The 26,520-nt window shown below is 71.6% G+C and carries 25 protein-coding genes; 14 read left to right on the top strand and 11 right to left on the bottom strand.

Annotated features, from left to right (window positions below):
* Nucleotides 1–53 precede the first annotated feature (53 nt).
* Nucleotides 54–962, top strand: coding sequence for a DMT family transporter (locus ACQEUU_RS30700; RefSeq protein ID WP_433072582.1), 909 nt, complete (start codon nt 54–56; stop codon nt 960–962).
* An 18-nt stretch (nt 963–980) separates the two neighbouring features.
* Nucleotides 981–2,636: a fumarate hydratase gene (locus ACQEUU_RS30695; protein ID WP_433072581.1), complete on the top strand. Its 1,656-nt coding sequence runs from the start codon at nt 981–983 to the stop codon at nt 2,634–2,636.
* 48 nt (nt 2,637–2,684) lie between these two features.
* On the opposite strand, the gene ACQEUU_RS30690 is transcribed toward ACQEUU_RS30695, so the two are convergent.
* Entirely contained in the window at nt 2,685–2,873 is a 189-nt protein-coding gene (locus ACQEUU_RS30690) for a DUF5999 family protein (protein WP_433072580.1), read from the bottom strand.
* A gap of 437 nt (nt 2,874–3,310) precedes the next feature.
* Between ACQEUU_RS30690 and ACQEUU_RS30685 the strand changes: the two genes are divergently transcribed.
* From ACQEUU_RS30685 to ACQEUU_RS30665, 5 genes are all read left to right on the top strand, one after another.
* Nucleotides 3,311–4,420, top strand: a complete 1,110-nt coding sequence (locus ACQEUU_RS30685) for a serine/threonine-protein kinase (RefSeq protein WP_433072579.1) — start codon at nt 3,311–3,313, stop codon at nt 4,418–4,420.
* A 35-nt stretch (nt 4,421–4,455) separates the two neighbouring features.
* Nucleotides 4,456–6,183 carry a protein kinase domain-containing protein gene (locus ACQEUU_RS30680; protein WP_433072578.1) on the top strand — a complete coding sequence of 576 codons (1,728 nt, stop codon included), beginning with the start codon at nt 4,456–4,458 and terminating at the stop codon, nt 6,181–6,183.
* A 29-nt stretch (nt 6,184–6,212) separates the two neighbouring features.
* Complete coding sequence (locus ACQEUU_RS30675; RefSeq protein ID WP_433072577.1) at nt 6,213–7,601, top strand: class II fumarate hydratase; 1,389 nt, start codon at nt 6,213–6,215, stop codon at nt 7,599–7,601.
* A gap of 89 nt (nt 7,602–7,690) precedes the next feature.
* On the top strand, nt 7,691–8,443 hold the full coding sequence (locus ACQEUU_RS30670) for an SDR family NAD(P)-dependent oxidoreductase (RefSeq protein WP_433072576.1): 753 nt from the start codon (nt 7,691–7,693) through the stop codon (nt 8,441–8,443).
* Nucleotides 8,443–10,317 carry a helix-turn-helix domain-containing protein gene (locus ACQEUU_RS30665; RefSeq protein WP_433072575.1) on the top strand — a complete coding sequence of 625 codons (1,875 nt, stop codon included), beginning with the start codon at nt 8,443–8,445 and terminating at the stop codon, nt 10,315–10,317. The genes ACQEUU_RS30670 and ACQEUU_RS30665 overlap by 1 nt, the downstream gene beginning before the upstream one ends.
* Before the next feature lie 13 nt (nt 10,318–10,330).
* On the opposite strand, the gene ACQEUU_RS30660 is transcribed toward ACQEUU_RS30665, so the two are convergent.
* The gene (locus tag ACQEUU_RS30660; RefSeq protein WP_433072574.1) at nt 10,331–12,328 is read right to left on the bottom strand and encodes a glycosyltransferase family 2 protein; all 1,998 of its coding nucleotides are present in this window, start codon (nt 12,326–12,328) and stop codon (nt 10,331–10,333) included.
* 70 nt (nt 12,329–12,398) lie between these two features.
* Nucleotides 12,399–13,091 (bottom strand): lytic transglycosylase domain-containing protein, encoded by a 693-nt coding sequence (locus ACQEUU_RS30655; protein ID WP_433072573.1) that lies wholly within the window; start codon nt 13,089–13,091, stop codon nt 12,399–12,401.
* A 282-nt stretch (nt 13,092–13,373) separates the two neighbouring features.
* Between ACQEUU_RS30655 and ACQEUU_RS30650 the strand changes: the two genes are divergently transcribed.
* From ACQEUU_RS30650 to ACQEUU_RS30640, 3 genes are read left to right on the top strand one after another with little or no spacing between them, the layout of a single operon-like run.
* Nucleotides 13,374–14,048 (top strand): response regulator, encoded by a 675-nt coding sequence (locus ACQEUU_RS30650; RefSeq protein ID WP_433072572.1) that lies wholly within the window; start codon nt 13,374–13,376, stop codon nt 14,046–14,048.
* Nucleotides 14,045–15,457, top strand: coding sequence for an ATP-binding protein (locus tag ACQEUU_RS30645; protein ID WP_433072571.1), 1,413 nt, complete (start codon nt 14,045–14,047; stop codon nt 15,455–15,457). The genes ACQEUU_RS30650 and ACQEUU_RS30645 overlap by 4 nt, the downstream gene beginning before the upstream one ends.
* A complete protein-coding gene (locus ACQEUU_RS30640) occupies nt 15,454–15,963 on the top strand; it encodes a hypothetical protein (protein ID WP_433072570.1) in 510 nt (169 codons plus the stop codon). Before ACQEUU_RS30645 ends, ACQEUU_RS30640 begins: the two co-directional genes overlap by 4 nt.
* Before the next feature lie 4 nt (nt 15,964–15,967).
* On the opposite strand, the gene ACQEUU_RS30635 is transcribed toward ACQEUU_RS30640, so the two are convergent.
* The 3 genes from ACQEUU_RS30635 to ACQEUU_RS30625 form a co-directional block, all read right to left on the bottom strand.
* Entirely contained in the window at nt 15,968–17,287 is a 1,320-nt protein-coding gene (locus ACQEUU_RS30635; RefSeq protein ID WP_270156531.1) for a PhoH family protein, read from the bottom strand.
* A 200-nt stretch (nt 17,288–17,487) separates the two neighbouring features.
* Nucleotides 17,488–18,249 (bottom strand): isoprenyl transferase, encoded by a 762-nt coding sequence (locus tag ACQEUU_RS30630; RefSeq protein ID WP_433072568.1) that lies wholly within the window; start codon nt 18,247–18,249, stop codon nt 17,488–17,490.
* Between the two features lie 177 nt (nt 18,250–18,426).
* Nucleotides 18,427–19,275, bottom strand: coding sequence for an amidohydrolase family protein (locus ACQEUU_RS30625; RefSeq protein ID WP_433072566.1), 849 nt, complete (start codon nt 19,273–19,275; stop codon nt 18,427–18,429).
* Nucleotides 19,276–19,394: 119 nt separating this feature from the next.
* Here ACQEUU_RS30625 and ACQEUU_RS30620 point away from each other — a divergent pair, with 119 nt between their 5' ends.
* Together ACQEUU_RS30620 and ACQEUU_RS30615 are read left to right on the top strand one after the other, a co-directional pair.
* Entirely contained in the window at nt 19,395–19,955 is a 561-nt protein-coding gene (locus ACQEUU_RS30620; RefSeq protein ID WP_433072564.1) for a PadR family transcriptional regulator, read from the top strand.
* 11 nt (nt 19,956–19,966) lie between these two features.
* Nucleotides 19,967–20,686 carry a VOC family protein gene (locus ACQEUU_RS30615; RefSeq protein WP_433072563.1) on the top strand — a complete coding sequence of 240 codons (720 nt, stop codon included), beginning with the start codon at nt 19,967–19,969 and terminating at the stop codon, nt 20,684–20,686.
* Between the two features lie 86 nt (nt 20,687–20,772).
* On the opposite strand, the gene ACQEUU_RS30610 is transcribed toward ACQEUU_RS30615, so the two are convergent.
* Together ACQEUU_RS30610 and ACQEUU_RS30605 are read right to left on the bottom strand one after the other, a co-directional pair.
* Nucleotides 20,773–22,566, bottom strand: coding sequence for a phosphoenolpyruvate carboxykinase (GTP) (locus ACQEUU_RS30610; protein ID WP_433072562.1), 1,794 nt, complete (start codon nt 22,564–22,566; stop codon nt 20,773–20,775).
* A gap of 225 nt (nt 22,567–22,791) precedes the next feature.
* The gene (locus ACQEUU_RS30605) at nt 22,792–23,313 is read right to left on the bottom strand and encodes a hypothetical protein (protein ID WP_433072560.1); all 522 of its coding nucleotides are present in this window, start codon (nt 23,311–23,313) and stop codon (nt 22,792–22,794) included.
* 99 nt (nt 23,314–23,412) lie between these two features.
* Between ACQEUU_RS30605 and ACQEUU_RS30600 the strand changes: the two genes are divergently transcribed.
* Entirely contained in the window at nt 23,413–24,564 is a 1,152-nt protein-coding gene (locus ACQEUU_RS30600) for a hypothetical protein (RefSeq protein ID WP_433072559.1), read from the top strand.
* Here the strand turns inward: ACQEUU_RS30600 and ACQEUU_RS30595 are convergent.
* The 3 genes from ACQEUU_RS30595 to mca are packed head-to-tail and all read right to left on the bottom strand — an operon-like array spanning nt 24,550 to nt 25,935.
* Entirely contained in the window at nt 24,550–24,843 is a 294-nt protein-coding gene (locus ACQEUU_RS30595) for a GNAT family N-acetyltransferase (protein WP_433072558.1), read from the bottom strand. The two genes, ACQEUU_RS30600 and ACQEUU_RS30595, sit on opposite strands and share 15 nt — an antisense overlap.
* Nucleotides 24,844–25,005 carry a hypothetical protein gene (locus ACQEUU_RS30590; RefSeq protein ID WP_270159359.1) on the bottom strand — a complete coding sequence of 54 codons (162 nt, stop codon included), beginning with the start codon at nt 25,003–25,005 and terminating at the stop codon, nt 24,844–24,846.
* Between the two features lie 45 nt (nt 25,006–25,050).
* Complete coding sequence (gene mca / locus ACQEUU_RS30585; RefSeq protein WP_270159360.1) at nt 25,051–25,935, bottom strand: mycothiol conjugate amidase Mca; 885 nt, start codon at nt 25,933–25,935, stop codon at nt 25,051–25,053.
* A 136-nt stretch (nt 25,936–26,071) separates the two neighbouring features.
* Here mca and ACQEUU_RS30580 point away from each other — a divergent pair, with 136 nt between their 5' ends.
* Entirely contained in the window at nt 26,072–26,491 is a 420-nt protein-coding gene (locus ACQEUU_RS30580) for a DUF4307 domain-containing protein (protein ID WP_270159361.1), read from the top strand.
* The last annotated feature ends 29 nt before the right edge of the window (nt 26,492–26,520 follow it).

Below are 26,520 nucleotides of genomic sequence, written 5' to 3'. Positions count from 1 at the left end.
GTTTGGCAGGACCATTGTGCTCCTAGCCTGGCAGCATGAGAAACCTCGCAGGCATGAGAAACGGAGTCGCAGGCGCCGCCCTGGCCATGTTCTGCGTCGGGACGCTCGCGGGAGTGTCGGACCTGGTCGGGGACTACCCCGTCTACGGCGGGCAGGCGGTGCGCTACGCCTTCGCCGCCGTCGTCCTGGTGGCGGTCACCCGGGTCATGGGCCTGCGTTTCGTCCGGCTGACGGCGCGCGAGTGGCTGCTGCTCGGCGCGCTGGCCCTGACCGGGCTGGCGCTGTTCAACGTGTTCGTGATCGAGTCCGCCCGCGCCGCCGGGCCCGTGCTCGTCGGCACCGTCCTCGGCACCGTGCCGCTCTGGCTCTCCTTCGCCGGCGGCCGTCCCGCGCCGCGGCTGCTCGCCGGGGCCGGCGTGGTCGTGGCAGGCGCGACGCTGGCCACCGGGCTCGGCAGCGGCACGCTGACAGGCCTGCTGTGGGCGCTCGGCGCGCTGGCGGGCGAGATCTGCTTCTCCCTGCTGGCCCTGCCGCTGCTGCCGAAGCTGGGCGCGATCCGGGTGTCGACGTACGCGACCGTGCTGGCGGTGCCGGTGCTGGCCGTGATCGGGCTGGCGCGGGAGGGGTCCGGCATGCTGCGGGTGCCGACCCTGACCGAGGCGCTGGGGTTCGGCTATCTGGCCGTGGTGGTGACGGTGCTGGCGTTCCTGCTCTGGTACACCTCGCTGCCCAAGCTGGGGCCGGGCCGGGCCGGGCTGTTCGCCGGGCTCATCCCCGTCGGCGCGATCGTCACCGGCCTGGTGCTCGGCATCGCCACGCCCTCCGCGTACGACCTGGCGGGGGCGGGGCTGGTGATCGTGGGCATCCTGGTCGGGCTGGGCCGGTCACGCCCCCGTACGTCCGCGCGGATTCCCGCGCCCCCCAGGGGACGGACGGTGACCAGCGACGGCGTACCCTCTTAGCGGATCGAAAGGATGGACATGGCCGACTTCGACTACACCGACCTTCTCCCGCTGGGCGCCGACGACACGGAATACCGGCTGATCACCGCGGAGGGGGTGCGGACGGTCGAAGCGGCGGGGCGGACATTCCTGGAGGTGGAGCCCGAGGCCCTGCGGCTGCTCACGGAGACCGCCGTCCACGACATCTCCCACTTCCTGCGTCCGTCCCACCTGGCCCAGCTCCGCAAGATCGTCGATGACCCCGAGTCCAGCGGCAACGACCGGTTCGTGGCGCTCGACCTGCTGAAGAACGCCTCCATCTCGGCCGGCGGCGTGCTCCCCATGTGTCAGGACACCGGCACCGCGATCGTCATGGGCAAGCGCGGCCGTCACGTGCTGACCGACGGCCGCGACGCCGAGCACCTCTCGCGCGGCGTCTACGACGCCTACACCAGGCTCAACCTGCGCTACTCGCAGATGGCCCCGCTGACCATGTGGGACGAGAAGAACACCGGCAGCAACCTGCCCGCGCAGATCGAGCTGTACGCCGAGGACCCGCACGGCCACCCCGACGAGTACAAGCTGCTGTTCATGGCCAAGGGAGGCGGCTCGGCCAACAAGTCGTTCCTCTACCAGGAGACCAAGGCCGTGCTCAACGAGAAGCGGATGATGGCCTTCCTGGAGGAGAAGATCCGCTCGCTCGGCACCGCCGCCTGCCCGCCGTACCACCTGGCTGTGGTGGTCGGCGGCACGTCCGCCGAGTACGCGCTCAAGACCGCCAAGTACGCCAGCGCCCGCTACCTCGACGCGATCCCCACCGAGGGCTCCGGCTCCGGCCACGGCTTCCGCGACCTGGAGATGGAGGCCAAGGTCTTCGAGCTGACGCAGAAGCTCGGCATCGGCGCGCAGTTCGGCGGCAAGTACTTCTGCCACGACGTGCGGGTGATCCGGCTGCCGCGGCACGGCGCCTCGTGCCCGGTGGCCATCGCGGTCTCCTGCTCGGCCGACCGTCAGGCGCTCGCCAAGATCACCCCTGAGGGCGTGTTCCTGGAGCGGCTGGAGACGGACCCGGCGCGGTTCCTGCCCGAGACCACCGACGAGCACCTGTCGGACGACGTGGTCTCCATCGACCTCAACCGGCCGATGCCGGAGATCCTCGCCGAGCTGTCGAAGTATCCGGTCAAGACCCGCCTGTCGCTCACCGGGCCGCTGGTCGTGGCCCGCGACATCGCGCACGCCAAGATCGCCGAGCTGCTCGACCAGGGCGGCGAGATGCCCCAGTACCTGAAGGACCACGCGGTCTACTACGCGGGCCCGGCCAAGACGCCCGAGGGCTACGCGTCCGGCTCGTTCGGGCCGACCACGGCGGGGCGGATGGACTCGTACGTGGCGCGCTTCCAGGCGGCGGGCGGCTCGATGGTGATGCTGGCCAAGGGCAACAGGTCGGGGCAGGTGACCGAGGCCTGCCGGCAGTACGGCGGGTTCTACCTCGGCTCCATCGGCGGCCCCGCGGCCCGGCTGGCGCAGGACTGCATCAAGAAGGTCGAGGTGCTGGAGTATCCGGAGCTCGGGATGGAAGCGGTCTGGAAGATCGAGGTGGTCGACTTCCCCGCCTTCGTCGTGGTCGACGACAAGGGCAACGACTTCTTCACCGACACCACCGGGCCGGTGCTGACCATCGGCCGGCGAGGCTGAGCCCGGAGACCGGCGCCGGGCCGCGACCGGCGCCGGTCCGACGGGCCTTCAGGCCGCGACCAGCGCGCGGTGGGGGGCGACGACCGAGCCGTCGGGAAGCAGCAGGCCGGTGTCCTCGAACAGCACCACGCCGTTGCAGAGCAGGCTCCAGCCCTGGTCGGGGTGGGCCTTGACCACGTGGGCCGCCTCACGGTTCAATGCGTCAGCACTGGGACAGACGGGGAAGTGACTGCACATTTCGCACCTCTCAGATGGCGCTCCTGGTGGGCTGTGTCTCAGTAGGGCAGCCGGCGCCCCGACGGCGTGCGGAGGTCCAGTGAGTCCGGGGCCGGCCTGCGGGGCCGGCGGCGGACCTGAATCTGGCGCATCGTCCTCACGTCCTCTGGTCTTCGCTCGTCAACCTTCGGGCGGATGCCTCCATTCTGACGACCGGCACCGACAGTTCCGGCCTCTTCCTGAGGAATCCTTCCCGCTGCGTCCACCATGCCCCCGCGTCCTTACCACAGCCTTACAACCTGCTGACGGTGTCGGGCAGCACGCCTTTCAGGAGACCTGCGGGCGAATGGGCCGCCGCCGTAATGACTCATCCTGTCAGGTGACTTGACTTGGATTCGCAACAAATTATCGGCCCGGCCTCTACTGGTCGGTTTACACAAATAGGTAAGCTGCCAGGCATGCGTGCGCCCTCCGGTTACCTTCTCGCCGCGCGCTATCGGCTCGTGGAGCCGGTCGGACGCGGCGGCATGGGCACCGTGTGGCGGGCACATGACGAGCTGCTCAACCGGGAAGTGGCGGTCAAGGAGGTCCGCCTGCCCAAAGTCCTCGACGAGGAGTTGCGCGCCGAGTTGTGCGCGCGCACCGAACGCGAGGGCCGGGCGACCGCGATGGTGGCGCACCCGTCCGTGATCACGGTGTTCGACGTGGTGACCGAGGACGACCGGCCGTGGATCGTCATGGAGCTGCTCCGTGCCAGGTCGCTGGAGCAGGTCATCCAGGTGGAGGGCCCGCTGGAGCCGCGCCGGGTGGCCGAGATCGGCCGCCAGATCCTCGGCGCGCTCCGCGCCGTCCACGCCAAGGGCATACTCCACCGCGACGTCAAGCCCAGCAACGTGCTGGTCCTCGATGACCGCGCGGTGCTCACCGACTTCGGCCTGGCCGCGCTCGAAGGCGACGTCTCCATCACTCAAGCGGGCATCGTGCTCGGCTCGGCCGGCTACATCGCGCCGGAGCGCGTGCTCGGCGCCAAGGCCAGCCCGGCCGCCGACCTGTGGTCGCTCGGCGCGACCCTCTACACCGCCGTCGAGGGCCGGGGCCTGCACGGCAGGCGTACGGCCGCCGCCGCGCTCGCCGCGCTGACCAGTGGCGAGCCCATCCCGATGACCAAGGCCGGGCCGCTCGCGCCGGTCCTGGACGCGCTGCTGCGCATCGACCCCCACACCCGGCTCGACTCCGTACGGGCCTCGCTGATGCTCACCCGGGTCGCGGCGGGCGGTTCGGCGGAGGAGCCGCTGACCCCGCGCCGGCTCCCGCGCCCGGCGATGGCGCCGACCGCGCCCGCTTTCGCCCGCCGGCCCGGGCACCGCGGGCTGCACCGCGCCGACATGAGCACCCCGGCGCTGAGCGTCCCGCCGCAACGGCAGGAACGCCGCTCCGGTGAGGGCGTGCACCGCCGCCGGGTCGAATCCCGGCCGGCGCCATCGGCACCTGCCCGTTTCCTGACGACGGTGATAAAGTTGTTCCTTCCTCGGCGGTTCTGGCCAAGAGAACTTCGCAAGCGAGGGTAAAGCACTTCCCAAGCGAGAATCGATATCGTCTTCTCATGCCGGAACAGCAGACGCACCTGCTCGCGGAGCGGTACGAGCTCCTCGCGCCACTCGGCCGCGGCACCATGGGCACCGTGTGGCGCGCCCATGACCGCGTGCTCGGCCGCGAGGTCGCGGTCAAGGAGATCCGCCAGGACTCGGGCCTCACCGAAGAGCAGCGCGCCGAGCTGCGCGAACGCATGGTCCGCGAAGGCCGCATCGCCTCGCGCGTCAACCATCCGGCCGTCGCCGCCATCCACGACGTGATCGTGCACGCCGACCGGCCGTGGATCATCATGGAGCTCGTCGAGGGCCGCTCGATGGAGCAGGTGATCGACGAGGAGGGCCCGCTGCCGCCCCGGCTGGTCGCGGAGATCGGCGTCGACCTGCTCGGCGCGCTGCGCGCCGCGCACGCCCAGGGCATCACCCACCGCGACGTCAAGCCCGGCAACGTGCTCATCACCGAGACCGGGCGCGTGGTGCTCACCGACTTCGGCATCGCCAGGGCCGAGGGCGACCCGAGGCTGACCAGGACCGGCATGGTCATCGGCTCCCCCGGCTACACCGCGCCGGAACGTGCCAGAGGCGAGTACACCGGCCCCGAGTCCGACCTCTGGTCGCTCGGTGCGACGCTCTACTTCGCCGTCGAGGGCCGTCCCGCGTACGAGCGCTCCACCATCGCCGAGACGCTGGCGGCGCTGCTCAGCGAGAACGCCGATCCGCCCACCCAGGCCGGGCCGCTGCGGCCGGTGCTGGACGGGCTGCTGATCAAGGACCACAAGCGCCGGCTGAACGCCGCCCAGGCGGAGACCATGCTGCGGATGGTCGCCGACACGCCGGCCAGCGAGATGCCGGCGGTCACGGCCGAGACCTTCGCCGACCAGGAGCCCTCCGTGCCCCAAGCCCCCCGTCCCGGCTCCTCTCCGCGGCCGTCCGGCCCGGTTCCGGCCGGCGGCCCCGCCCAGGGAAGCGGGCCTGGCGGCCGTCCCGGCGCCGGTGCGCCGGGCAGCGGCCTCAACCACTTCAGCGCCGGTCCCGGCGCCGGTGACCGGCCGTACCCGCAGGCTCCTGCCGCGCGCGGCGGCTCCCATCCCGCCGGTGCGGGCTCGCCGGGCGGTGACCCGTACGGCGCGGGGCCTTCGGCAGGGACCGACCCGTACGGCCGTGCCGGTGGGGGCGGTGCGTACGGTGAGGGCCGGGACGCGTTCGGCGGACCGCCCACCGGCGGGCAGCCCGACCGCCCACAGGACCCCGAGCGCACCATCAGCATGATGCGCCCCAAGACCCCGCTCCCCCAGCCGCCGGGCTCCCAGGGCACGCGGCAGCACGGCGCGCAGTCCGACGAGGGCGCCTTCGCCACCACCCGGCTGCCCCGCAACCCGCTCGACTCACCCGGCACCCAGGTCTACCCGCCCACCCCTCAGGACCAGCCCGGCCAGCGGCCCCGGCCGGCGCCGCACCCGTCTGGCCCGCAGCCCACGCCGCACCCGGCCCCGCACCCGGCCCCGCATCCGCGTCAGCCCGGTCCCCAGGGCCCGCAGCAGCACGGCCCGCGGCCGCCGTTCCCGCCGCGCCGCCCGCCCGAGGCGAACGACGGGCCCGGCCTGGGCACCGACCTGTTCTCCATCGCCGGCATGGAGCAGCAGCCCCCGAGCAACCGCACCGGCATGCTGGTGCTCATGGGCGTCGCGGCCGCGGCCGCCGTGGTGATCGCGATCCTGGTCGTGGCTCTGCTGACGAACTGACCGGCTTTCCGTGGGTAACACTGGGAGGCATGAGCGAGTATCGCGTTGAATACGACTCGATGGGCGAGGTGCGCGTGCCCGCCGGCGCGAAGTGGCGTGCGCAGACCCAGCGAGCGGTGGAGAACTTCCCCATCTCCGGCCGGGCGCTCGAGCCCTCCCACATCGCCGCGCTCGGCCTGGTCAAGGCGGTGGCCGCCGAGGTCAACGGCGAGCTGGGGGTGATCGACGGGGAGCTGGCCGAGGCCGTCGCCCAGGCGGCGGCCGACGTGGCGGAGAACGAGCACGACGCCCATTTCCCCGTGGACGTGTTCCAGACGGGGTCGGGCACCTCGTCCAACATGAACGCCAACGAGGTCATCGCCACGCTGGCCGAGGAGCGGCTGGGCCGCCCGGTTCACCCGAACGACCATGTCAACGCCTCCCAGTCGTCCAACGACGTGTTCCCGACCTCGATCCACGTGGCGGCGGCCACCGAGGTCTCCTTCCATCTGCTGCCCTCGCTGGAGCACCTGGCGATCGCGCTGCGGACCAAGGCGGCCGAGTTCGACGACGTGGTGAAGGCGGGGCGGACCCACCTGATGGACGCCACGCCGGTCACCCTGGGCCAGGAGTTCGGCGGTTACGCCACCCAGGTGGAGCACGGCGTGGTCCGGGTGCGGCGGGCCCTGGACCACGTGCTGGAGCTCCCCCTGGGCGGCACCGCGGTCGGCACCGGGATCAACACGCCGCCGGGGTTCGCCGAGAAGGCGATCGCCAAACTCCGTGAGGCCACCGGACTCGGCTTCCGTGAGGCGGCCGACCACTTCGAGGCGCAGAGCGCGCAGGACTCCATCGTCGAGCTGTCCGGTCAGCTCAAGGTCGTGGCCGTGTCGCTGAACAAGATCGTCAACGATCTGCGGTGGATGGGCTCGGGACCCCGCGCGGGACTCGGCGAGATCAACCTGCCCGACCTGCAGCCGGGCTCGTCGATCATGCCGGGCAAGGTCAACCCGGTCATCCCCGAGGCCACGGCCATGGTCGCCGCCCAGGTCATCGGCAACGACGCCGCCATCACCTTCGCCGGCGCCTCCGGCTCCTTCGAGCTGAACGTCCAGCTCCCCCTCATCGCCCGCAACGTCCTGGAGTCCATCCGGCTGCTGGCCGCCGTCTCCCGCCTCCTGGCGGACCGCTGCGTCTCCGGCATCACCGCCAACGTCGACCGCCTGCGCGAGTACGCCGAGTCCTCCCCGTCGATCGTCACCCCGCTCAACCGGTACGTCGGCTACGAGGAGGCGGCCAAGATCGCCAAGCAGGCGCTCGCGGCGCGCAGGACGATCCGCGAGGTGGTCGTCGAACGCGGCCACGTCGCCGCGGGCACCCTGACGGAGGCCCAGCTCGACGCCGCCCTCGACGTCCTGTCCATGACCCGGCCCGCCTAGGTCCGGGGGCGGCATCCATGGAGGGCCGCTCGACTGTGTCGCGGGGCCCCCATGCCGCGCGCCGGTGGCCGGACCTTAGGGTCGGGGTCATGGCGAAGGAGCTGACGGGGCGGACCGCGCTGGTGACGGGGGCGGGGAGCGGGATCGGCGCGGCCTGCGCCCGGCGGCTGGCCGCCGGCGGGGCCCGGGTGCTGGTCGTGGACCGCGCGGCCGGCCCGGCCGCGCAGGTCGCCGCCGAGGTGGGCGGCGTGGCGGTGGTGGCCGACCTGGCGGACCCGGGGTTCGTCGGCGCGCTGCCCGGCGAGCCGGTCGACATCGTGGTCAACAACGCGGGGTTCCAGCACGTCTCGGCGATCGAGGAGTTCCCGCCCGAGGTGTTCTCGGTGATGCTCAGGGTGATGGTGGAGGCGCCGTTCCTGATCGCGCGGCGCGTGCTGCCGGGGATGTACGAGCGAGGGTGGGGGCGGTTCGTCAACATCTCCTCGGTGCACGGATTGCGTGCTTCGCCGTACAAGTCGGCTTATACGACGGCGAAGCATGCGTTGGAGGGGTTCTCCAAGACGCTCGCGCTCGAAGGGGCGCCGCACGGCGTGACCTCCACCTGCGTCTGCCCGGCGTACGTGCGGACCCCGCTGGTCGAGGCCCAGATCGCCGACCAGGCCCGGGTGCACGGCATCAGCCCCGAGGAGGTGGTGGAGGACGTCATGCTGCGCCCGGCCGCGATCAAGCGGCTGATCGAGCCGGCGGAGGTGGCCGAGCTCGTGGCCTACCTGTGCGGGCCCGGCGGCTCGTTCGTGACCGGCGTGTCCCTGCCCGTCGACGGCGGCTGGACGGCGCGCTGATGCCCGGGCGCTTCCTGGAGCTGCTCGCCAGGGAGGCGTCGGCGGTCGAGTTCGAAGGGCCCGTCGTCGAGGCCAGGGCCGCCGGCGCCGACCCGGCCGCCGTCGAGGAACTGGAGCGGGCCAAGGTCGAGGCGCTCAAGGTGCGCGGGCTGCTGCGCCGCAGGGCCAGGCGCGAGGCCGAGCTGTCGGCGCTGTACGACACGGCGGGCGACCTGTCGGCGCTGCGCGACCTGGACGCGGTGCTGGAGGCGATCGTGCACCGGGCCAGGCAGCTCCTGGCCGCCGACACCGCCTATCTGACGCTGCACGACCCCGACCGCGGCGACACCTGCATGCGGGTCACCGACGGCTCGATCTCGGCCAGGTTCCGGTCGCTGCGGCTGGCCATGGGGGCGGGCCTGGGCGGACTGGTGGCGCAGACCGCGATCCCGTACGCGACCGCCGACTACTTCGCCGACGACCGCTTCCGCCACGAGGGCCACATCGACGAGGCCGTCACCGAGGAGGGCCTGGTCGCGATCCTGGGCGTGCCGCTGCTGCTGGGCCGGCGGGTGATCGGCGTGCTGTTCGCGGCCGACCGCGCGGCCCGGCCGTTCCACCAGGACGAGGTCTCGCTGCTGGGCAGCCTGGCGGCGCACGCCGCGGTGGCGATCGACAACGCCCGGCTGCTGCAGGAGACCCGGCACGCGCTGGAGGAGCTGTCGCAGGCGCACCGCACCGCCAGGGAGCACGCCGAGGCGGTGGAACGGGCGGCGACCGCGCACGACCGGATGACCTCGCTGGTGCTGCGCGGCGGCGGCATCGAGGACGTGGCGGCCGTGGTGACGGACGTGCTCGGCGGCGAGCTGACCGTCCTCGACGACCTGGGCAGGCCGCTCGCGGGCGACGCCGCCGGGTTCGGCGCCGGGGTGGCGGAGGCGGCTCAGGCCTCGCGCGCGCTCGGCCGTACCGTGCGCAGGGGCGACCTGCGCATCGCGTCGGTGGACGTCGGCGGCGCGCCGCTGTGCACGCTGGTGCTGCGCAGCGACGACGCCGACGAGCGCATCCTGGAGCGGGCCGCGCTGGTCTGCGCGCTGCTGCTGCTGTTCCGCAGGAGCGTGGCGGAGGCCGAGGGGCGGGTACGGGGCGAACTGCTGGACGACCTGATCTCCCGGCCGGACTCCCCGGGGCTGCGCGACCGGGCCCACCGGCTCGGGGTCGACCTGTCGGCGCCGCACGTCGTGGTCGTGGCCCGGCACGAAGGGCAGCGGGAGCGGGCCGCGTTCTGGGCCTCGTCGCAGGCGGCGCTGGGGCGCGGGCTGGCCGCGGGGCGGGGCGACGAGGTGGTGCTGCTGGTGCCCGGCGCGGAGGCCGGGCCGCTCGCCCAGCGCGTGGCCGCCGAGCTGAGCGCCTCGCTGCGCTCCCCCGCGACGGCCGGCGCGGCGCGGGTCGGGCCCGGGCGGGCCGGAGACGTCGCCGCCGCCTACCGGGAGGCGCGGCGCTGCGCGGACGCGCTGGTCGCGCTCGGCCGCCCCGGCGACGGCGCGAGCGCCGCCGAGCTGGGCTTCGTCGGCCTGCTCATCGGCGAGGGCCGCGACGTGCGCGGCTTCGTCGCGGCCACGCTCGGCCCGGTGATCGAGTACGACACGCGCCGCGGCACCGCGCTGGCCGCCACGCTCGTGACGTATTTCGGCACCGGATGCTCCCCCTCGCGCACGGCCGAGGCCATGCACATCCACGTGAACACCGTCACCCAGCGGCTGGACCGCGTCGGCAGGCTGCTCGGCGACGGCTGGCAGGAGCCGGACCGGGCGCTGGAGCTCCAGCTCGCGCTCCGGTTGCACCGGCTCGGCCGCACAGGCGCCGGCGAGAGCGCGGGTTCCGCGCCCCGGTGAGCTGCGCCGGGGGTCAGTCCTTGAGGTAGCGGTGCCGGCCCGCGCGCGCCAGCCGGACCATGCGGCGCGCGCCGGGCAGGCGGCGGGCCAGCCGCAGCCAGGCGGTGTCGCGGCCGAGCGGGAAGCGCCGTTCCGGAGCGACGGCCGTGGCGGGCCGCGCCACCGCCCTGCCGTGCCGCAGCTCCACCGCGAACCGCAGCCCGAGCTCCTCCTCCGCGTCGCGCAGCGTCGCCAGCCAGACGCCGGGCCCCAGACTGTCCCTGCCGGGCATCCGCCGCTTGACCGGCACCTTGGCCACGAGCTGGCCGGCCAGCCTGCCGGGCACGCCCGCTTCGACCAGCGCGGGAGCCGACACCTCGCGCTCGCGCCGCCCGGCCGTGCGCAGCACCAGCTCCAGCGGCGGGCCGCCGCTCGGCGGCACGTACGGCACGGGCAGCACCACCCACAGGTGCTCGCCGAGCAGCTTGACGTCCACCCCCGGCGACACCAGCGCGATCGACTCGGTGAACGAGCGCGGCTCGACGGCCAGCCCCAGCTCCCCCATGTCCGTCCAGCACGGCACCACCAGCCGCGTCCTGGGCCGCTGGGCGAGCACGCCGAGGCAGTTGAGCGGGCCGTCAGGCCGCCGCACCCGGCTCCTGGCCTGGTGCGCGCCGCCGAACATGCGCACGTGGACCTCCCACTGGCCGGGCCGCAGCGGCTCGCCGTGCGCGGCCGCGGTCACGTCCACCCTGGCCTCGCCGAGGATCCGCACCCGGGCGTGCCTGCGCCCGTCCTGGGCCCTGTCCACCTGGTACGCGACCGGCAGGAAATGCACGTCACCGGTGCCGGAGTGGCGCAGGTAGACCTCGATGCGGGCGCGTTCGACGGCGCCGGTGACGTCGAGCACGCTCTCCGGCAGCAGCCTGGCGTCGACGGCGCGCGGCGGCTTCCAGAACAGCCGGTCCCCGTCCGTCAGGAACCGCTCCGGGCGGCCCTCCCCGTTCAGCACCTCCACGCTGAGGCCGAGCACCAGCACGTGCGCGTCCCAGCGGACCTCGGTCAGGTCGGCGCGCAGCCCGGCCCGCCCCGAGGAGTTGGCCAGCATGACGAGCTGGTCCAGCCGCCCGGCCCTGATGAGCGCGGCCACGGCCCTGAGCTGGACGGGCAGGTAGCGGTCCAGCCGCTCGGGGAAGCGCTCGGTGACGAGCTCCTGGACCATGCGGAAGTACGCGCCACGGTCGATCGAGGAGTCGGCGAACGCGGTCGTCAGGAACGGCCGCAGCACCGCCGAGCGGAACCAGTAGGCGTACATGCGGTCGCGCTGACGGCCCTCGCCCACGTACCCGTCGATGTCGCGCAGCAGGGCCCGCAGCTCGCGCACGGCGGTGCGCGGCTCCTCGGCGATCACCTCGCGGGCGCCCAGGTGGCAGCAGACGTGCTCGGCCAGGACCGCGATGACCTTGGCCCGCAGGTAGGCGCGGACCACGAACGCCTGCTCGGCGATGGCGCCGCCGGGGACGGCGAAGCCGAGCTCGTGCTCCTCCAGGAAGGCGCGGCGGTAGAGCTTGTGCGGGGTGAGCAGGGTGAGCAGCCGGTCGCGCAGGATGTCGGCGCGGGCCTTGCTGTGGTCGAAGGCGGTCATCGGCGGCCCGCCGTCGCGCACCAGCCGGCCGGCGAGCACGTCGGCGTCGGCCTCCACGGCCCGCTCGTACATGCGCTCCAGCGCCTCGCGCGCCAGCCGGTCCTGCTGGCCGAGGAGGAACACGTACTCGCCCTTGGCCGCGGCGAGGCCGACGTTGCGGCCGCGCATGGGGGAGCCCGTGTGCGGCAGGTGCAGCACGCGCACGTTCCTGCGCACGGCGGCGATGGTGTCGAGCCGTTCCGCGATCCCGTCCGTGGACCCGTCGTCCACGAAGATCACTTCGTATGCGTCCGCCGGCAGGCTCTGCTCCAGCGCGGAGCGGATGCACGGATCGGCTGAATCACCCGGGTTGTGGACATTGACGATCACACTGACCTTCACACCCATGCGGCCAGCGTGCGTGGTCCTTTCCGCGCGGGCGGGGCGGCTTGCCGATTACAGGAGGAAAGATGGCTTGTTAATACCATCCCCTGGCCTGCGAGTGCCCCCACGCTCCGCACGGGGTGCCGTAGCGGCCCTTGATGTAGCCGAGACCCCACTTGATCTGGGTGGCGGGGTTGGTCTGCCAGTCGGCGCCCGCGCTGGCCATCTTGCTGCCGGGCAGCGACTGCGGGATGCCGTACGCGCCGGAGTAGCGGTTCATCGCCCGCTCGTTCCAGCCGCTCTCCTTGTGCCAGAGGCTCTCCAGGCAGCCCCACTGGTCGGCGCCGAAGCCGAACGAGCTGAGCATCTCCTTGGCGACGGCCTTGTTGGAGCCGGGCGAGGGGGTGCTGCCGGGCGGGAAGTTGGCGGGCGGGAAGCCGTCGCCGCCGGGCGCCTTCTTCTTGATGACGATGGTGTCGAGGGGGTCGTTGTCCTCGCGCCCCTCCTTCAGCCTGTCGGCCTTCCACGCCTGCACGGCGGCGGCCTTGAGCTGGTCGGCCTCGGGGTCGGCGCCGGACATGTCGCCGCTGGCCAGGCGGGCCAGCTCGTCCAGCGAGGGGCCTTCGGAGACCGGGCGGTTGGCGTTCTCGACGGCGCGGTAGGCGACGAACCCTCCTCCGCCGAACACGACCACGGCGGACAGGCCGATGATCACCACTCGCTTGGGGCTCAGCCGCGAACGCTTGCGCGCGGCGCGCTCGGCTTGGCGCGTGGGGCGCTCGCTCACTCTCGGACCTGGGCTCACGGTCCATGAGCTTGCCCTGACTCAGGGGGTGGTCCGCAACCGAAACGGTGGATTCGTTTGGCACTCCCTTGGCTAACCAGCAGGTAAGCCCGCCTTTCTGATACGTGTGATTTTCGTCACACCAAGCTCGTTCACCGCTCGCCGACACTCCGGGGGGCGCGGCCGCTTTTCCGCATGGGGAAAGCGGTCCCGCAGGACATGTGCACCACGTCACAGTTGCGTCACGGAATGCGGGCATACACGACATAGCCCGATAATGTGCCCGTGGCTGGCATCCTCCTCGTCGAAGACGATCCCTCGGTCCGCACAGCGCTCGAACTCGCGCTGGCCCGCCAAGGGCACTCCGTCACCTCGTACACCACAGGCGAGGAGGCGCTCGACCACATCAGGGCCCGCCGCCCCGAGATCGCCATCCTGGACGTCATGCTGCCCGGGATCGACGGCATCGAGGTGTGCCGGCGCATCCGCAAGCTCGACCAGCTCCCCGTGATCCTCCTCACCGCGCGCGGCGACGACCTCGACATCGTGGTCGGCCTGGAGGCGGGCGCGGACGACTACGTGGTCAAGCCGGTCGAGCCGCGCGTCCTGGACGCCCGTATCAGGGCCATCCTGCGCAGGGCCGAGTCCGCCGCGTCCGACCGGATCACGTTCGGCGACCTGGTGATCGACCGGGGCGCGCTCAAGGTCACGCTGAGCGGCAAGGAGATCCACCTGACGCCGACCGAGCTGCGCCTGCTGCTGGAGCTGGTCCGCCACCCCGGGCAGGTGCTCAACCGGCGCTACCTGCTGCGCTCGGTCTGGGACCACACCCACGTCGCCGACTCCCGCCTGGTCGACGCCTGTGTGCAGCGGGTACGGGCGAAGATCGAGCCGAAGCCCGCCGAGCCGGTGTTCATCCACACGGTGCGCGGCTTCGGTTACCGGTTCAGTCCCCCGTGATCAGGCTGCCCGCCGGGTTCCGGGCCCGCCTGGTCTTCTTCTTCACCATGGTCGCCATGGCCGCCTCCGTCCTGGTGGCCACGATCGGCTTCGAGCTGGCCAAGTCGGCGCTGGTCAAACGGGCCGAGGACAGCGCCATCGACCTGGTGACCAGGGAGCTCAACCGGATCACCTTCCCCATCGGCAGGCTCAGGCAGGGCGAGGCGAAGCCCGGCATCCGGGAGCTGGCCGCGCTCGCCAACGCGCTGGACGGGCCCGGACGCAGCGTCGTCATCGAGTACGGCGACCTGCTGCACGCCGAGGGCCCGATGACGCTGGACGACGTGCCCAACGAGCTGCACGGCCGGGCCAAGCGGTTCGTCGTCACCCAGCGCAAGATGGTGAGCAACGAGCTCTGGCTCATCGTCGGCTCCGCCGTCTACCGCGACAACGGCCAGGAGCCCGAGGCCACCGGCCTGCGCGCGTTCGTCTTCTTCCCGATGCGCGACGAGGAGAGCCAGCTCGCCACCCTGCGCACCACGATGGCCCAGGGCGGGGTGGCCATCGTGCTCATCGCCCTGGTGCTGGGGCTGCTGTCGGCCCGGCAGGTGCTGCGGCCCGTCGCCCGGCTCAGCGCGGCGGCGCAGGCCCTCGGCCAGGGCCGCCTGGACACCCGCCTGCCCGTGCACGGCCAGGACGAGCTGGCCGAGCTGACCGCCCGGTTCAACGACGCGGCGGCCGCGCTGGAGCTGAGCGTGTCGGAGCTGCGCTCGCTGGAGGCCATGTCGCGCCGGTTCGTCGCCGACGTCTCCCACGAGCTGCGCACCCCGCTCACCGCGATGACCGCGGTGGCCGACATGCTCTACGAGGAGGCCAACCGGCTGCCCGAGGCGCCGGCGGAGGCGGTGCGGCTGGTGCTGCACGAGATCGAGCGGCTGCGCGAGCTGGTCGAGCACCTCATCGAGGTGAGCCGGTTCGACGCCGGCACCGCGACCCTCCACCTGGAGCCGGTGAACGTGGCCGACGCCGTCCAGGACTGCCTGGATGTGCGCGGCTGGACCGACCAGGTGCGGGTCAACGCCCCCGGCGGCCTCGTCGTCGACCTCGACCCGAGCCGGTTCGACGTCATCGTGGCCAACCTCGTCGGCAACGCGCTCAAGCACGGCGCCCCGCCGGTGCTGGTCAGCGCCAGAGGCACCGAGAACGGCCTGGAGGTGAAGGTGCGCGACCACGGCAAGGGCATCCCTCCCGAGGCGATGCCGCACGTCTTCGACCGCTTCTTCAAGGCGGGCGCGGGCCGCACCCGCAGCCAGGGCAGCGGCCTGGGCCTGTCCATCGCCCGCGCCAACGTGCACCTGCACGGCGGCACGATCTCCGTACGGGCCCAGAACCCGGGCACGCTGTTCACGGTCTGGCTCCCGCACCCATGAGGGCCGCAGCCGTGATCCTGGGCGCCGCGGCGGTGCTGCTCGGCGGCGTCGCCTGCGGCATCCCGCCCACCGGCGTGATCGAGCGGGCCCCGGCGCCCGTCATCGAGGTCCCGCCGCCGTCCAAGACCATCTACCTGCTCAAGGACGGCGAGCTGACCATGGAGCCCGCCGACGTCGGCTCCGCCTCGGTGGAGAGCCTCCTGCGCGCCCTGTTCGCGGCCTCCACCCAGCAGCTCGGCGAACTGGACACCGCCCTGCACGGTTTCGCCTTCGACGGCATCGAGGACTCGCTCAACCCGATCCAGCGCGACGAGGTGAAGCTGCCCAGGACCTCCACCCTGACCGTGTACGTGAAGGGCGAGGGGACGCTGAGCAGGACCGCCATGGCCCAGATCGTCTGCACCGCCCAGCAGGACACCGCCGTGCAGGAGGTACGGATCGTCCTCAGGCACGGAGACCGCGCCCCGAGGACGGAGCGCGGTCTGACGTGCGGCAAGCTCAGGTGAGCCGCTAGATGGTGAGGTCCTCCAGCATCTCCGTCACCAGCGCGGCGATGGGCGAGCGCTCCGAGCGGGTCAGCGTGACGTGCGCGAACAGCGGGTGGCCCTTGAGCTTCTCCACCACCGCCACCACGCCGTCGTGCCGTCCGACGCGCAGGTTGTCGCGCTGGGCGATGTCGTGGGTGAGCACCACGCGGGAGTTGGCGCCGATGCGGCTGAGCACGGTCAGCAGCACGCCGCGCTCCAGCGACTGGGCCTCGTCCACGATCACGAACGCGTCGTGCAGCGACCGCCCGCGGATGTGCGTGAGCGGCAGCACCTCCAGCATGCCGCGGTCGAGCACCTCCTCGATCACCTCGGGTGAGGTGACGGCGCTCAGCGTGTCGTAGACCGCCTGCGCCCAGGGGCCCATCTTCTCGCCCTCGGTGCCCGGCAGGTAGCCCAGCTCCTGGCCGCCGACCGCGTACAGCGGCCGGAAGACGACCACCTTCCGGTGCTGGCGGCGCTCCAGGACGGCCTCCAGGCCCGCGCAGAGGGCCAGCGCGGACTTGCCGGTGCCGGCCCGGCCGCCGAGCGACACGATGCCGATCTCCGGGTCCATCAGCAGCTCCAGCGCGATGCGCTGCTCGGCGGAGCGGCCGTGCAGTCCGAACACCTCGCGGTCGCCGCGCACCAGCCGCACCGACTTGTCGGGCTGGACCCGGCCGAGCGCCGAGCCGTTGGCCGACAGCAGCCGCAGGCCGGTGTGGGCGGGCAGGTCCCTGGCCTCCTCCAGGTCCGCGGTGCCGGAGTCGAAGAGCGACTCGACGTCCTCGGTGGTCACCTGGATCTCGGCCATCCCCGTCCAGCCGGACTCGATGACCAGCCCGGCACGGTACTCCTCGGCCGCCAGGCCGATCGAGGCCGCCTTGACCCGCATCGGCAGGTCCTTGGAGACGAGCACCACGTCCTGGCCCTCGGCGGCGAGGGAGCGGGCCACGGTGAGGATGCGGGTGTCGTTGTCGCCCAGGCGGAAGCCGACCGGAAGGATGGATGGATCGCTGTGATTGAGCTCGACCCTGATCGTGCCCTCCCCGGTGGGCATCGGACCGTCCAGCCGGCCGTGCTCGACGCGCAGCTCGTCCAGGTAGCGCAGGGCCTTTCTCGCGAAGTAGCCCAGCTCCGGATGATGCCGCTTCCCCTCAAGCTCCGTGATGACGACGATCGGCAGGACGACATCGTGCTCCGCGAAGCGGGTCATCGCCGCCGGGTCGGCCAGCAGGACCGAGGTGTCCAGCACGTAGGTGCGCTTGGCGGGACTGGTCGTAGGGTTGCTCGAGGACACTGCCACACGTTCTCCCCCGGGCGCCCGTGCGGGCGGGCACCCTGCAGACGAGGCGGGAATCGGACCGGGCCCGCGTCCCCGACCAGCCGTCGGCGCCGGACTCCGGCCCCCTCGGCTGAGATCGGCGCAAAGGCGGGCCCTTTCCGGAATGTCCGGCCTTTGGCCGGACACTTCCAACGTTACGTCCTGAGTACCAGGATGTCCCGTTAGGAACCGTAACGCCGGTGTCTCGCGGCGTAATCCCGCAGGGCTCGCAGGAAGTCCACCCTGCGGAAATCAGGCCAGTAGGCCTCGTGGAAGTAGAACTCGGAATGAGCGCTCTGCCACAACATGAAGCCCGACAGGCGCTGCTCGCCCGAGGTCCGGATGAGGAGGTCCGGGTCGGGCTGGCCGCGAGTGTAGAGATGCTCCGCGATGTGTTCGACATCGAGACCCTCGACGAGGTCCTCGATGCTCGCGCCCTTGCTCGCCTGCTCTTGCAGGAGTGAGCGCACCGCATCGGCAATCTCACGCCTTCCTCCATACCCAACTGCAACGTTCACAATCAGGCCAGGACGGTGTGATGTCACTTCTTTCGCGTTCTTTAGGACATTGGCCGTGCGATCGGGCAACAGGTCGAGCGCTCCCACCGGGCTGATCCGCCAGCCCTGCTCGACCAGCTCCTGGACCACGTCCTCGATGATGCGCAGCAGCGGCTCCAGCTCGTGGGGCGGCCGGTTGAGGTTGTCGTTGGACAGCATCCAGACGGTGACGACCTCGACGCCCGTCTCACGGCACCACGTGAGCAGCTCGGAGATCTTGTCGGCGCCCTTGCGATGCCCCTTGGCGACATCGGTCATGCCCATGGCGCGCGCCCACCGGCGGTTGCCATCGATGATCACCCCGACATGCCGGGGGATGCTGTCCTTGGACAGCTGGGCCTCCAGCCGGCGCTCGTACAGCCGGTAGACCAGGTCGCGCAGGCTCACGGAGTCCCTCCCCAGCGCTGCCGTTATATCGGTCGGAAGACCTGACAGGCCATTATCACCGCGTTTCACGCGTGCCCGTGCCCGTAACGCGGACCTTGCCCCGGTCTGTGGGTCCACCGGGGCCTCCGGCCTCGTCGATCAGCGCGCGTACGGAGCCCGCCCGCCGGTCTCCTTCCCTCACGACGGCTCACGAACCTCCTGGTCCAGGCCGTAGACGCGGACCGCGGTGCCGCCGAAGACCTGCTCGACGTCGGTGCCGCCGAGCAGCGCGTGCGTCACCTGGAAAACGGTCCGGTAGTCGGACGCCCGCAGCACCACCGGCCAGTCACTGCCGAACATCAGCCGCTCGGGACCGAACCGCTCGACCGCGTAGTCCACGTAGGGGCGCAGGTCCTCCACCGTCCATCGCTCGTGGTCGGCCTCGGTGACCAGCCCCGACACCTTCGCGAACACGTTCGGGTACGAGGCCGCGGTCGCGATCTTCGTGGCCCACGGCTCCCACTCGTGGTCCCTGATCCGCGGCTTCGACAGGTGGTCGACGACGAGCTTCAGCCCGGGATGGCGCTCGGCCACGGTGACCACGTGGTCCAGATGCCGGGGCAGCAGCGACACCACGTCGAAGGCGAGCCCGGCCGCCGCCAGCAGGCCCAGCGACTCCAGCACCCCGTCGCGCACCAGCCAGTCGGGGTCCTGCTCCTCGTGGATCAGGTGGCGCACGCCGGCGAACGCCGGATGCCGCCGGTAGCGGTCGAGGGCGGCCGCCGCCTCGGCCGGGTCGGTCAGGTCGATCCATCCGACGACTCCGGCGATGAACGGGTTGGCGTCGGCGTGCGCCAGCATCGCGTCCGTCTCGGCGAGCGAGTCGGCCGCCTGCACCAGCACGGTCCGGTCCACCCCGGCCGCCCGCAGCTCCGGGGCCAGGTCGGCGGGGGCGTAGGTGCGGTAGAGGACTCCCGACTCGGGGGTCAGCCACGGGTACTCGACGGTGTCGAGGTTCCAGAAATGCTGGTGCGCGTCGACGATCACACGCAGAACCTAGGATGCCCACGCCAACCGGGCAAGACCGCCGGTTTCCGAAGCTGTCGGGTGCGGTACGCTCCCAGGAGCAGCTAGCCAAATTTGGCTAGTGAAGGTCGGGAGGTTCGATGAAGCCGGTGCGGCTGCTGGTCCTGGGCGCGCTGCGCAGGCGCGGGCGCGCCCACGGCTACCAGGTCCGCGCGGATCTGGAGTCGTGGGGCGCGCACGAGTGGTCGACCGCCACCTCGGGCTCGGTCTATCACGCGCTCAAGAGCATGGCCGGCCAGGGCCTGCTGGTGACGCACGAGACGGTCGCCTCCGAGGCCGGAGGGCCGCCGCGGATCGAGTACGAGCTGACCCGGGAGGGCGAGCGGGAGTACCTCGACCTGCTCGGCCGGGCGCTGGCCGACCGCGAGCCGAGCCTGGACGTGCTGGGCGCCGCCGTCGGCCTCATCGAGGACCTCCCCCGGGAGCGGGCCCTGGAGTTGCTGCGCCAGCGGGCCCGCGCCATGCGCGAGTGGCGCGCGAGCATCACCGCGTACCTCCCCGAGGACACGGATCTGGCGACCTGGGGCCCGGTGGGCGAGGTGCTGTCGCTGTGGCTGAGCACCGCCGACGCCGGCGCCCAGTGGACCGACCGGATGATCCGCCGCCTGGAAGAGGGCGCGTTCACCATGGCCGACGAATAGGAGTCCCCCCGATGGCCGACGAGATCGCCATACCGCTGCTTCCCTGCCGCTCCATCGACGAGATGGTCGACTTCTACACGATGCTCGGTTTCCACCAGGCCTACTACCAGGTGCGGCCGAACCCGTACGTATTACTCAAGCGCGAGGATCTCCAGCTGGGCTTCTTCGGCATGCCGGAGGCGTTCAAGCCCGAAGACTCCTACGGCACCTGCGTGATCGTCGTGCCGGACACCGGAGAGCTGTTCGAGGCGTTCGCCGCGGGCATGCGCGCGGCGCACGGCAAGCTCCTGGTCTCCGGCATCCCCCGGATGACCCGGCCGCGCAGGCGGAAGAACGACGGCGACCACTCCGGCTTCGCCGTCATCGACCCCGGCGGCAACTGGATCCGCTTCATGGCCGCCCGCCCCCTGCCGGAGAAGGAGGAGGCCACGAGCAGGCTCGCCACCTCGCTGGACCGGGCGGTCGTGATGGGCGACTCCAACGGCGATCACGAGCGGGCGGCCCAGATCCTGGACGGCGCCCTGGAGCGGGACAAGGACACCGCGTCGGCGGCCGAGCTGCTGGAGGCGCTGGTCTACCGGGCCGAGCTCGCGGTCCGCGCCAAGGACCACGCCGCCGCCGGGCACGCCCTGGACCGGGCGCGCGCCCTCCCTCTGACCGAGGCGGAACGCGAGCGGCTCGCCCAGCCCCTGGCGGCCGTCGACGACCTCCGGGCCGTGCTGGGTCTCTGACCGGGTACGGCGCCTGCGCGGGTGTCGTGGCGGGAAAGTGAGAGCGCCGGCCGTCACGGGGACGACCGGCGCCGGGGAGGGTCAGGTCAGCCGAGGCGGTCGAGCAGCGCCCGGTGCTCCTCCCACAGCTCCTTGGGCAGGTGGGAGCCGAACTTCTCGAAGTGGGCCGGGATCAGCGCCGCCTCCTCACGCCAGACCTCGGGGTCGACGCTGAGCAGGGTGCGCAGGTCCTCCTCGGACAGGTCGAGGCCGTCGGTGTCGAGCGTGTCGGGCAGGAGCCCGATCGGTGTCGGGACGGCCTGGGCCTCGCCGTTGAGCCGGTCCACGATCCACTTGAGCACGCGGCTGTTCTCGCCGAAGCCGGGCCAGATGAACCTGCCGTCGGCGTCCTTGCGGAACCAGTTGACGTAGTAGATGCGCGGCAGCACGACGTCCTCGCGCCGGCCCAGCTCCAGCCAGTGGCCGAAGTAGTCGCCCATGTTGTAGCCGCAGAACGGCAGCATGGCGAACGGGTCGTGGCGCAGCTCGCCGACCTTGCCTTCGGCGGCGGCGGTCTTCTCGGAGGCGACGTTGGCTCCGAGGAAGACGCCGTGCTGCCAGCTCAGCGATTCGGTGACCAGCGGCACCGCGGTGGCGCGGCGTCCGCCGAACAGGATCGCCGAGATCGGCACGCCCTTGGGGTCCTGCCATTCAGGGGCGATGGTCGGGCACTGGGAGGCCGGGGTGGTGAAGCGGGCGTTCGGGTGGGCGGCGGGCTCGCCGCTGCCGGGCGTCCATGACCGGCCCTTCCAGTCGGTCAGGTGGGCGGGCGGCTCCTCGGTGAGCCCTTCCCACCACACGTCGCCGTCGTCGGTGAGGGCGACGTTGGTGAAGATGCTGTTGCCCCAGAGGGTCTTGACCGCGTTGGCGTTGGTGACCTCGCCGGTGCCGGGCGCGACGCCGAAGAACCCGGCCTCGGGGTTGATGGCGTACAGCCGCCCGTCGTCGCCGAAGCGCATCCAGGCGATGTCGTCGCCGATCGTCTCCACCTTCCAGCCGGGGATGGTGGGCTGCAGCATGGCCAGGTTGGTCTTGCCGCAGGCGCTCGGGAACGCGGCGGCGATGTAGCGCACCTCGCCGGACGGCGGGGTCAGCTTGAGGATGAGCATGTGCTCGGCCAGCCAGCCCTCGTCACGGGCCATGACGCTGGCGATCCGCAGCGCGTAGCACTTCTTGCCGAGCAGCGCGTTGCCGCCGTACCCGGACCCGTACGACCAGATCTCGCGGGTCTCGGGGAAGTGGCTGATGTACTTGGTGGAGTTGCACGGCCAGGGCACGTCCGCCTGACCGGGCTCCAGCGGCGCGCCGACGCTGTGGACGGCCTTGACGAAGCTGCCGCGCTCCTCGATGAGCCGCAGCGCGCGCTCGCCCATCCTGGTCATGATCCGCATGGACACGGCGACGTACGCCGAGTCGGTGATCTCCACGCCAACCTGGGAGATCTCGCCGCCGAGCGGACCCATGCAGAACGGCACCACGTACATGGTGCGGCCGCGCATGCAGCCCTTGAAGAGCTCGCCGAACGTCTCGCGCATCTCGTCGGGCGCGATCCAGTTGTTCGTCGGCCCGGCGTCCTCCTCCCGCTCGGAGCAGATGAAGGTACGGTCCTCCACCCGGGCGACGTCGCTCGGGTCGGAGGCGGCGTAGAAGCTGTTGGGCCGCTTCGCGAGCCGGGTGAACGTGCCCTGCTCCACGAGGAGGTTGGTCAGGCGCGTCCACTCCTCCTCAGAACCATCACACCATTCGATCCGGTCGGGTTGGGTAAGCGCGGCTATCTGATTGACCCATGTGACCAATTCGACATTGCTGGTCGGGGCGGGAACTTCCACGGTTACGGACACGACAGCGGCTCCTCCACTCTCTCAGGGCTCGCTCATCATCGACGACGACGACACCGGAAAGCCAATTGGCGTAGACCTCTCGGCTTCGGGCGTCACCGCAGGCAGCGGCCTTGACGATTCGGGGCCCCTACCCACCGCGACCGGCTTTAAAAGAGAATTCTCAGAGCACTGGTATATACCAATCCGAATGGTCTAAACCAATTCCCCAAATGGTTTAGTCCATTCTCAGGAATTGACGTCGGGCCCTTCGGCGCGGACTCGGTCGACATGCTGCAGCGCGTCGCGCAGATCGGCGAGCCAGGTGTCGGTGTTGCGGCCGACCAGGCGGACGCACCAGGCGAGGGCGTCGCTGCGGCTGCGGGCCACGCCGGCGGCGACCAGCGTGTCGAGAACCTGCCGCTCGGACTGCCGCAGCCTCGTCATGACGGGCACGGACAGTGTGGTGAACATCACAGTCCGGCCGGCGCAGGTGACGCCCCAGGAGACCTTCTGTCGGAACCTCCGCTCGGCCTCCTTGGCGATCTCTATCCGGCGCTCCCGCGTCTCCTCGCGGAAGCGGCCGATGAGGCCGTCGACGAGCGCGGCCCGCTCGTCCTCGTCCATGTCCCCGGGCGGCTCGGGCAGGGCGCCGACGACCGCGATCTCCTCGCGGTCCCGGGCGATCTCCGGCGCCCCGGTGAACCAGCCCTCGGGGAGCCGGCCGGTGAACCAGCCGCGCACCTGCGCGGTCGTGTCCGTTGTTTCCATGTAATTACCATTACACAGTTGCGTCGGAAATGCACCCCCGACGCCGCCGCCGTACCGGCGCAGGTGCGGGAGCCCGGGCGGGGGCGTAGTTTACGGAGCGTGGACCTGGATTTCGTCTGCCGCCACGCGGGCCGCCCGGCCACCGCGCTGACCCGCAGAGACGTGGCGCGGGCGCTGCTGGCCGTGCCCTCCGGGGTGGCGCTGGTGGCGCTGCCCGACCTGCGCAGGGCCCTGATGTCCGTCGGCAACCCGCTGACCCTGCCGTTCTGGGAGTCGGCCAGGACGGCGCTGGCCTCCATCGAGTCCGGCGCCGCCACGGTGGGCGACGTCCAGCGGTGGATCGAGTCGACCGGGACCGAGCCGATCCTCATGACGCCGAGCTATTTCGTCTGGCCGGATGAGGACGAACGCGGCCCGGTGGCGCAGGAGATGCACGACCTGCTCGTGGCCCACCTGGAGGAGCGGGTGCGCGCCGGCGAGATCGATCCCGACGCGCTCGCGTCCGGCGACCAGCGGGCCCGCAGGGCGTACGAGGAACTCCAGGAACGCTGGCTGGCCACGCCGCTGCCCGACGGGCGGGTGCCCGGGTTCTCGGTGAGCGACGAGCAGGACGAGGAGATGTTCTCCGCCTGGGACGAGGAGGAGGCGTTCGCGCTGTCGGAGCTGCGCCGCGTCATGGCCGAGCTGACCAAGCAGCCCGAGCTGCCGGTCGCCGAGCTGGACCGGGCCGCCGCCCGGCTGCGCGCGCTCCTGGCCGACGCGGGCTATCCGGGCGACGTGCTGCGGGCCTGCGCGGGCCTCGAAGGGGAGGCGATGCCCGACGACGACGCCGAGCTGTGGCTGACGGTGGCCGCCGGCATCGCCGGGCCGGTCGCCGACCTGCCGGAGGAGGGCCTCCTGCTGGAGGAGTTCGCCGACCTCGACCGCGAGGTCAGCCTGGAGGACGAGATGCTGGCCCATCTCTGCGCCATCCAGCACGCCGACTGGCTCGCCGCCGTCGCGGCGCTGGCCCGGAAGGGGCCTGGCGTGCTGGCCTCGCCCGAGCGGATCGCCCGCCTGATCGCCGAGTCGGAGGACATCGACGTCGACGAGCACGACCCGGGCGACCTGACCTCCACCGAGAGCCTCTTCGAGCCGGTGGTCGCGCTCTGGGCCTGTCTGGGCATCGTGGACGACAGCGGCGTGCTCACACCGCTGGGCTGGTGGGGCCTGCCCCAGGCGCTGGAGCGCGCCTGGTCACCTCGTGACTGAGGGGTCGAGCAGGTCCTGGTAGTCGGGGTGGCGCTCGATGTAGGAGGCGACGTAGCCGCACCGGGGCACGACCTTCAGGCCGGTGTCGCGGGTGAGGTCGAGCGCGTGCCCGATCAGCCGTCCCGCGAGCCCCTGCCCGCTGTGGCTCGGCAGCACCTCGGTGTGGGTGAAGACCACCTTGGTGGGCAGCAGAAGATAGTCGGCGAACCCGACGACCTCGCCGTCGACGAGGATCTCGAAGCGGCTCTTGCCGGGGTTGTCGACGACGTCCTCGGACATCTACTTGGCCTTGTCGTCTTCGAACTCGCGCTCGTGCGGCACCTCGATCTTGCCCATCTGCTTGTTCATCGACTTGACGAGGAAGTAGAGAGCGAAACCGAGGGCAGCCACCACGACGAAGCCGAGCAGGCCCGGGCTGACCTCACCAGCTGCTAGAACCATCACCCCTCCAGTCTGCCATCCGGGGGCCGTGCTCCGGTCGCCGGATCAGTGGCAGGCCGGCGACGCCTCCTCGGCGTGGATGCCGGCGAACAGGTCGTCCTCGGGCAGCTCGGTGTCGACCAGCGAACGGGCCAGGTGGTAGTCCTCGGTCGGCCAGATCTCCTGCTGCAGTTCGCGCGGGCAGACGAACCACCAGCCGTCGGGGTCGACCTGGGTGGCGTGGGCCATGAGGGCCTCGTCGCGGATCTGGAAGTAGTCGCCGCACGGCACCCTGGTCGTCACCTCCCACTTGGCGGGCCGGTCCTCCCAGCGGGCGATCCAGTCGCCGTAGGGCGAGCCCATCTCGCGCGCCCGCATGGCCTCGTGCAGCGCCTCGAACCGGGCCCGGTGGAAGCCCATGTGGTAGTAGAGCTTGAGCGGCTGCCACGGGTCGCCGGTGCCCGGATAGCGGTCGGGGTCGCCGGCGGCCTCGAACGCCTCCACCGACACCCTGTTCGTCATGATGTGGTCGGGGTGCGGGTAGCCGCCGTCGTCGTCGTACGTGAGGATCACATGGGGCCTGAACTCGCGCACGGCCGCCACCAGCGGCGCCGAGGCCACCTCCAGCTTCTGCAGGCCGAAGCAGCCCTCAGGCAGCTCCTCGTCCTCGCTCTCCGGCAACCCCGAGTCGACGAAACCCAGGAAACGCTGCCGCACCCCGAGGATCTCCCGCGCCCGGTCCATCTCGGCCCTGCGCACCTCGGCGATGTCGGCCACGATCTCGGGCCGGTCCATCTTCGGGTTGAGCACGGAGCCGCGTTCGCCTCCGGTGAGGGTACAGACCAGCACGTCAACGCCCTCACGGACATAACGCGCCATCGTCGCGGCGCCCTTGCTCGACTCGTCGTCGGGGTGGGCATGGACGGCCATCAACCTCAACGGTGCACTCACGGGCTCGACGTCTCCTCAGGACAGGGACCGATCAGTCGCCCAGAGAGGTAGTTTCTGCTGGGCGGTCGCGAGGGCATGACCCCCGCGGGCGACAATTGTCTCGGATAACGCCGAGGGAGTGCAGGGAGATTCCACCATGGCCACCAGAGATGTCGGGAACGGACCCGTTCTCGGCACCCCCGACGACTTCCCGGACCGTCCCGAACGCGGCGGCCGCCTCGTCGTGCACGTCGTCATCGGCGTGCTCGTGGCCATCGTCGCGGGCGGGTGGGGCTACGTCATGTGGTCGATGAACGGCAGCGCCAACGGCGCCGTCCCGCAGGTGGTGTCCTTCGCCGTCCTGGGACCGTCCGAGGCCGAGATCACCTTCACGGTGAGCAAGCCCGACGACCGCGAGGCGGTGTGCCGTGTCCGGGCGATGGACGTCCATCACGTGGAAGTGGGCAGCAAAGAAGTAAGAATCCCCCCAGCTGAGGGTACGAAGCAGGTCAAGGAACGCCTGGGCACGAGCGCCGAGGCGACTTCCGTCCACATCCAATACTGCAATCTCGTATAGTGAGACATTTGGGGAAGCGTTCGAGCGGC

The sequence above is a fragment of the Nonomuraea sp. CA-218870 genome (genome assembly GCF_050936535.1).
Lineage (GTDB): Bacteria > Actinomycetota > Actinomycetes > Streptosporangiales > Streptosporangiaceae > Nonomuraea > Nonomuraea corallina.
The sequence above is the reverse complement of the archived record's forward strand: the minus strand, read 5'-3'. Positions and strand labels throughout refer to the sequence as shown.

Bases quoted from the DNA above. Each gene is read 5' to 3' on its own strand.
- ACQEUU_RS30700 (WP_433072582.1), top strand. From the start codon at position 54: ATGAGAAACGGAGTCGCAGGCGCCGCCCTGGCCATGTTCTGCGTCGGG.
- ACQEUU_RS30695 (WP_433072581.1), top strand. From the start codon at position 981: ATGGCCGACTTCGACTACACCGACCTTCTCCCGCTGGGCGCCGACGAC.
- ACQEUU_RS30690 (WP_433072580.1), bottom strand. From the start codon at position 2,873: ATGTGCAGTCACTTCCCCGTCTGTCCCAGTGCTGACGCATTGAACCGT.
- ACQEUU_RS30685 (WP_433072579.1), top strand. From the start codon at position 3,311: ATGCGTGCGCCCTCCGGTTACCTTCTCGCCGCGCGCTATCGGCTCGTG.
- ACQEUU_RS30680 (WP_433072578.1), top strand. From the start codon at position 4,456: ATGCCGGAACAGCAGACGCACCTGCTCGCGGAGCGGTACGAGCTCCTC.
- ACQEUU_RS30675 (WP_433072577.1), top strand. From the start codon at position 6,213: ATGAGCGAGTATCGCGTTGAATACGACTCGATGGGCGAGGTGCGCGTG.
- ACQEUU_RS30670 (WP_433072576.1), top strand. From the start codon at position 7,691: ATGGCGAAGGAGCTGACGGGGCGGACCGCGCTGGTGACGGGGGCGGGG.
- ACQEUU_RS30665 (WP_433072575.1), top strand. From the start codon at position 8,443: ATGCCCGGGCGCTTCCTGGAGCTGCTCGCCAGGGAGGCGTCGGCGGTC.
- ACQEUU_RS30660 (WP_433072574.1), bottom strand. From the start codon at position 12,328: ATGGGTGTGAAGGTCAGTGTGATCGTCAATGTCCACAACCCGGGTGAT.
- ACQEUU_RS30640 (WP_433072570.1), top strand. From the start codon at position 15,454: ATGAGGGCCGCAGCCGTGATCCTGGGCGCCGCGGCGGTGCTGCTCGGC.
- ACQEUU_RS30620 (WP_433072564.1), top strand. From the start codon at position 19,395: ATGAAGCCGGTGCGGCTGCTGGTCCTGGGCGCGCTGCGCAGGCGCGGG.
- ACQEUU_RS30615 (WP_433072563.1), top strand. From the start codon at position 19,967: ATGGCCGACGAGATCGCCATACCGCTGCTTCCCTGCCGCTCCATCGAC.
- ACQEUU_RS30605 (WP_433072560.1), bottom strand. From the start codon at position 23,313: ATGGAAACAACGGACACGACCGCGCAGGTGCGCGGCTGGTTCACCGGC.
- ACQEUU_RS30595 (WP_433072558.1), bottom strand. From the start codon at position 24,843: ATGTCCGAGGACGTCGTCGACAACCCCGGCAAGAGCCGCTTCGAGATC.
- ACQEUU_RS30590 (WP_270159359.1), bottom strand. From the start codon at position 25,005: ATGGTTCTAGCAGCTGGTGAGGTCAGCCCGGGCCTGCTCGGCTTCGTC.
- ACQEUU_RS30580 (WP_270159361.1), top strand. From the start codon at position 26,072: ATGGCCACCAGAGATGTCGGGAACGGACCCGTTCTCGGCACCCCCGAC.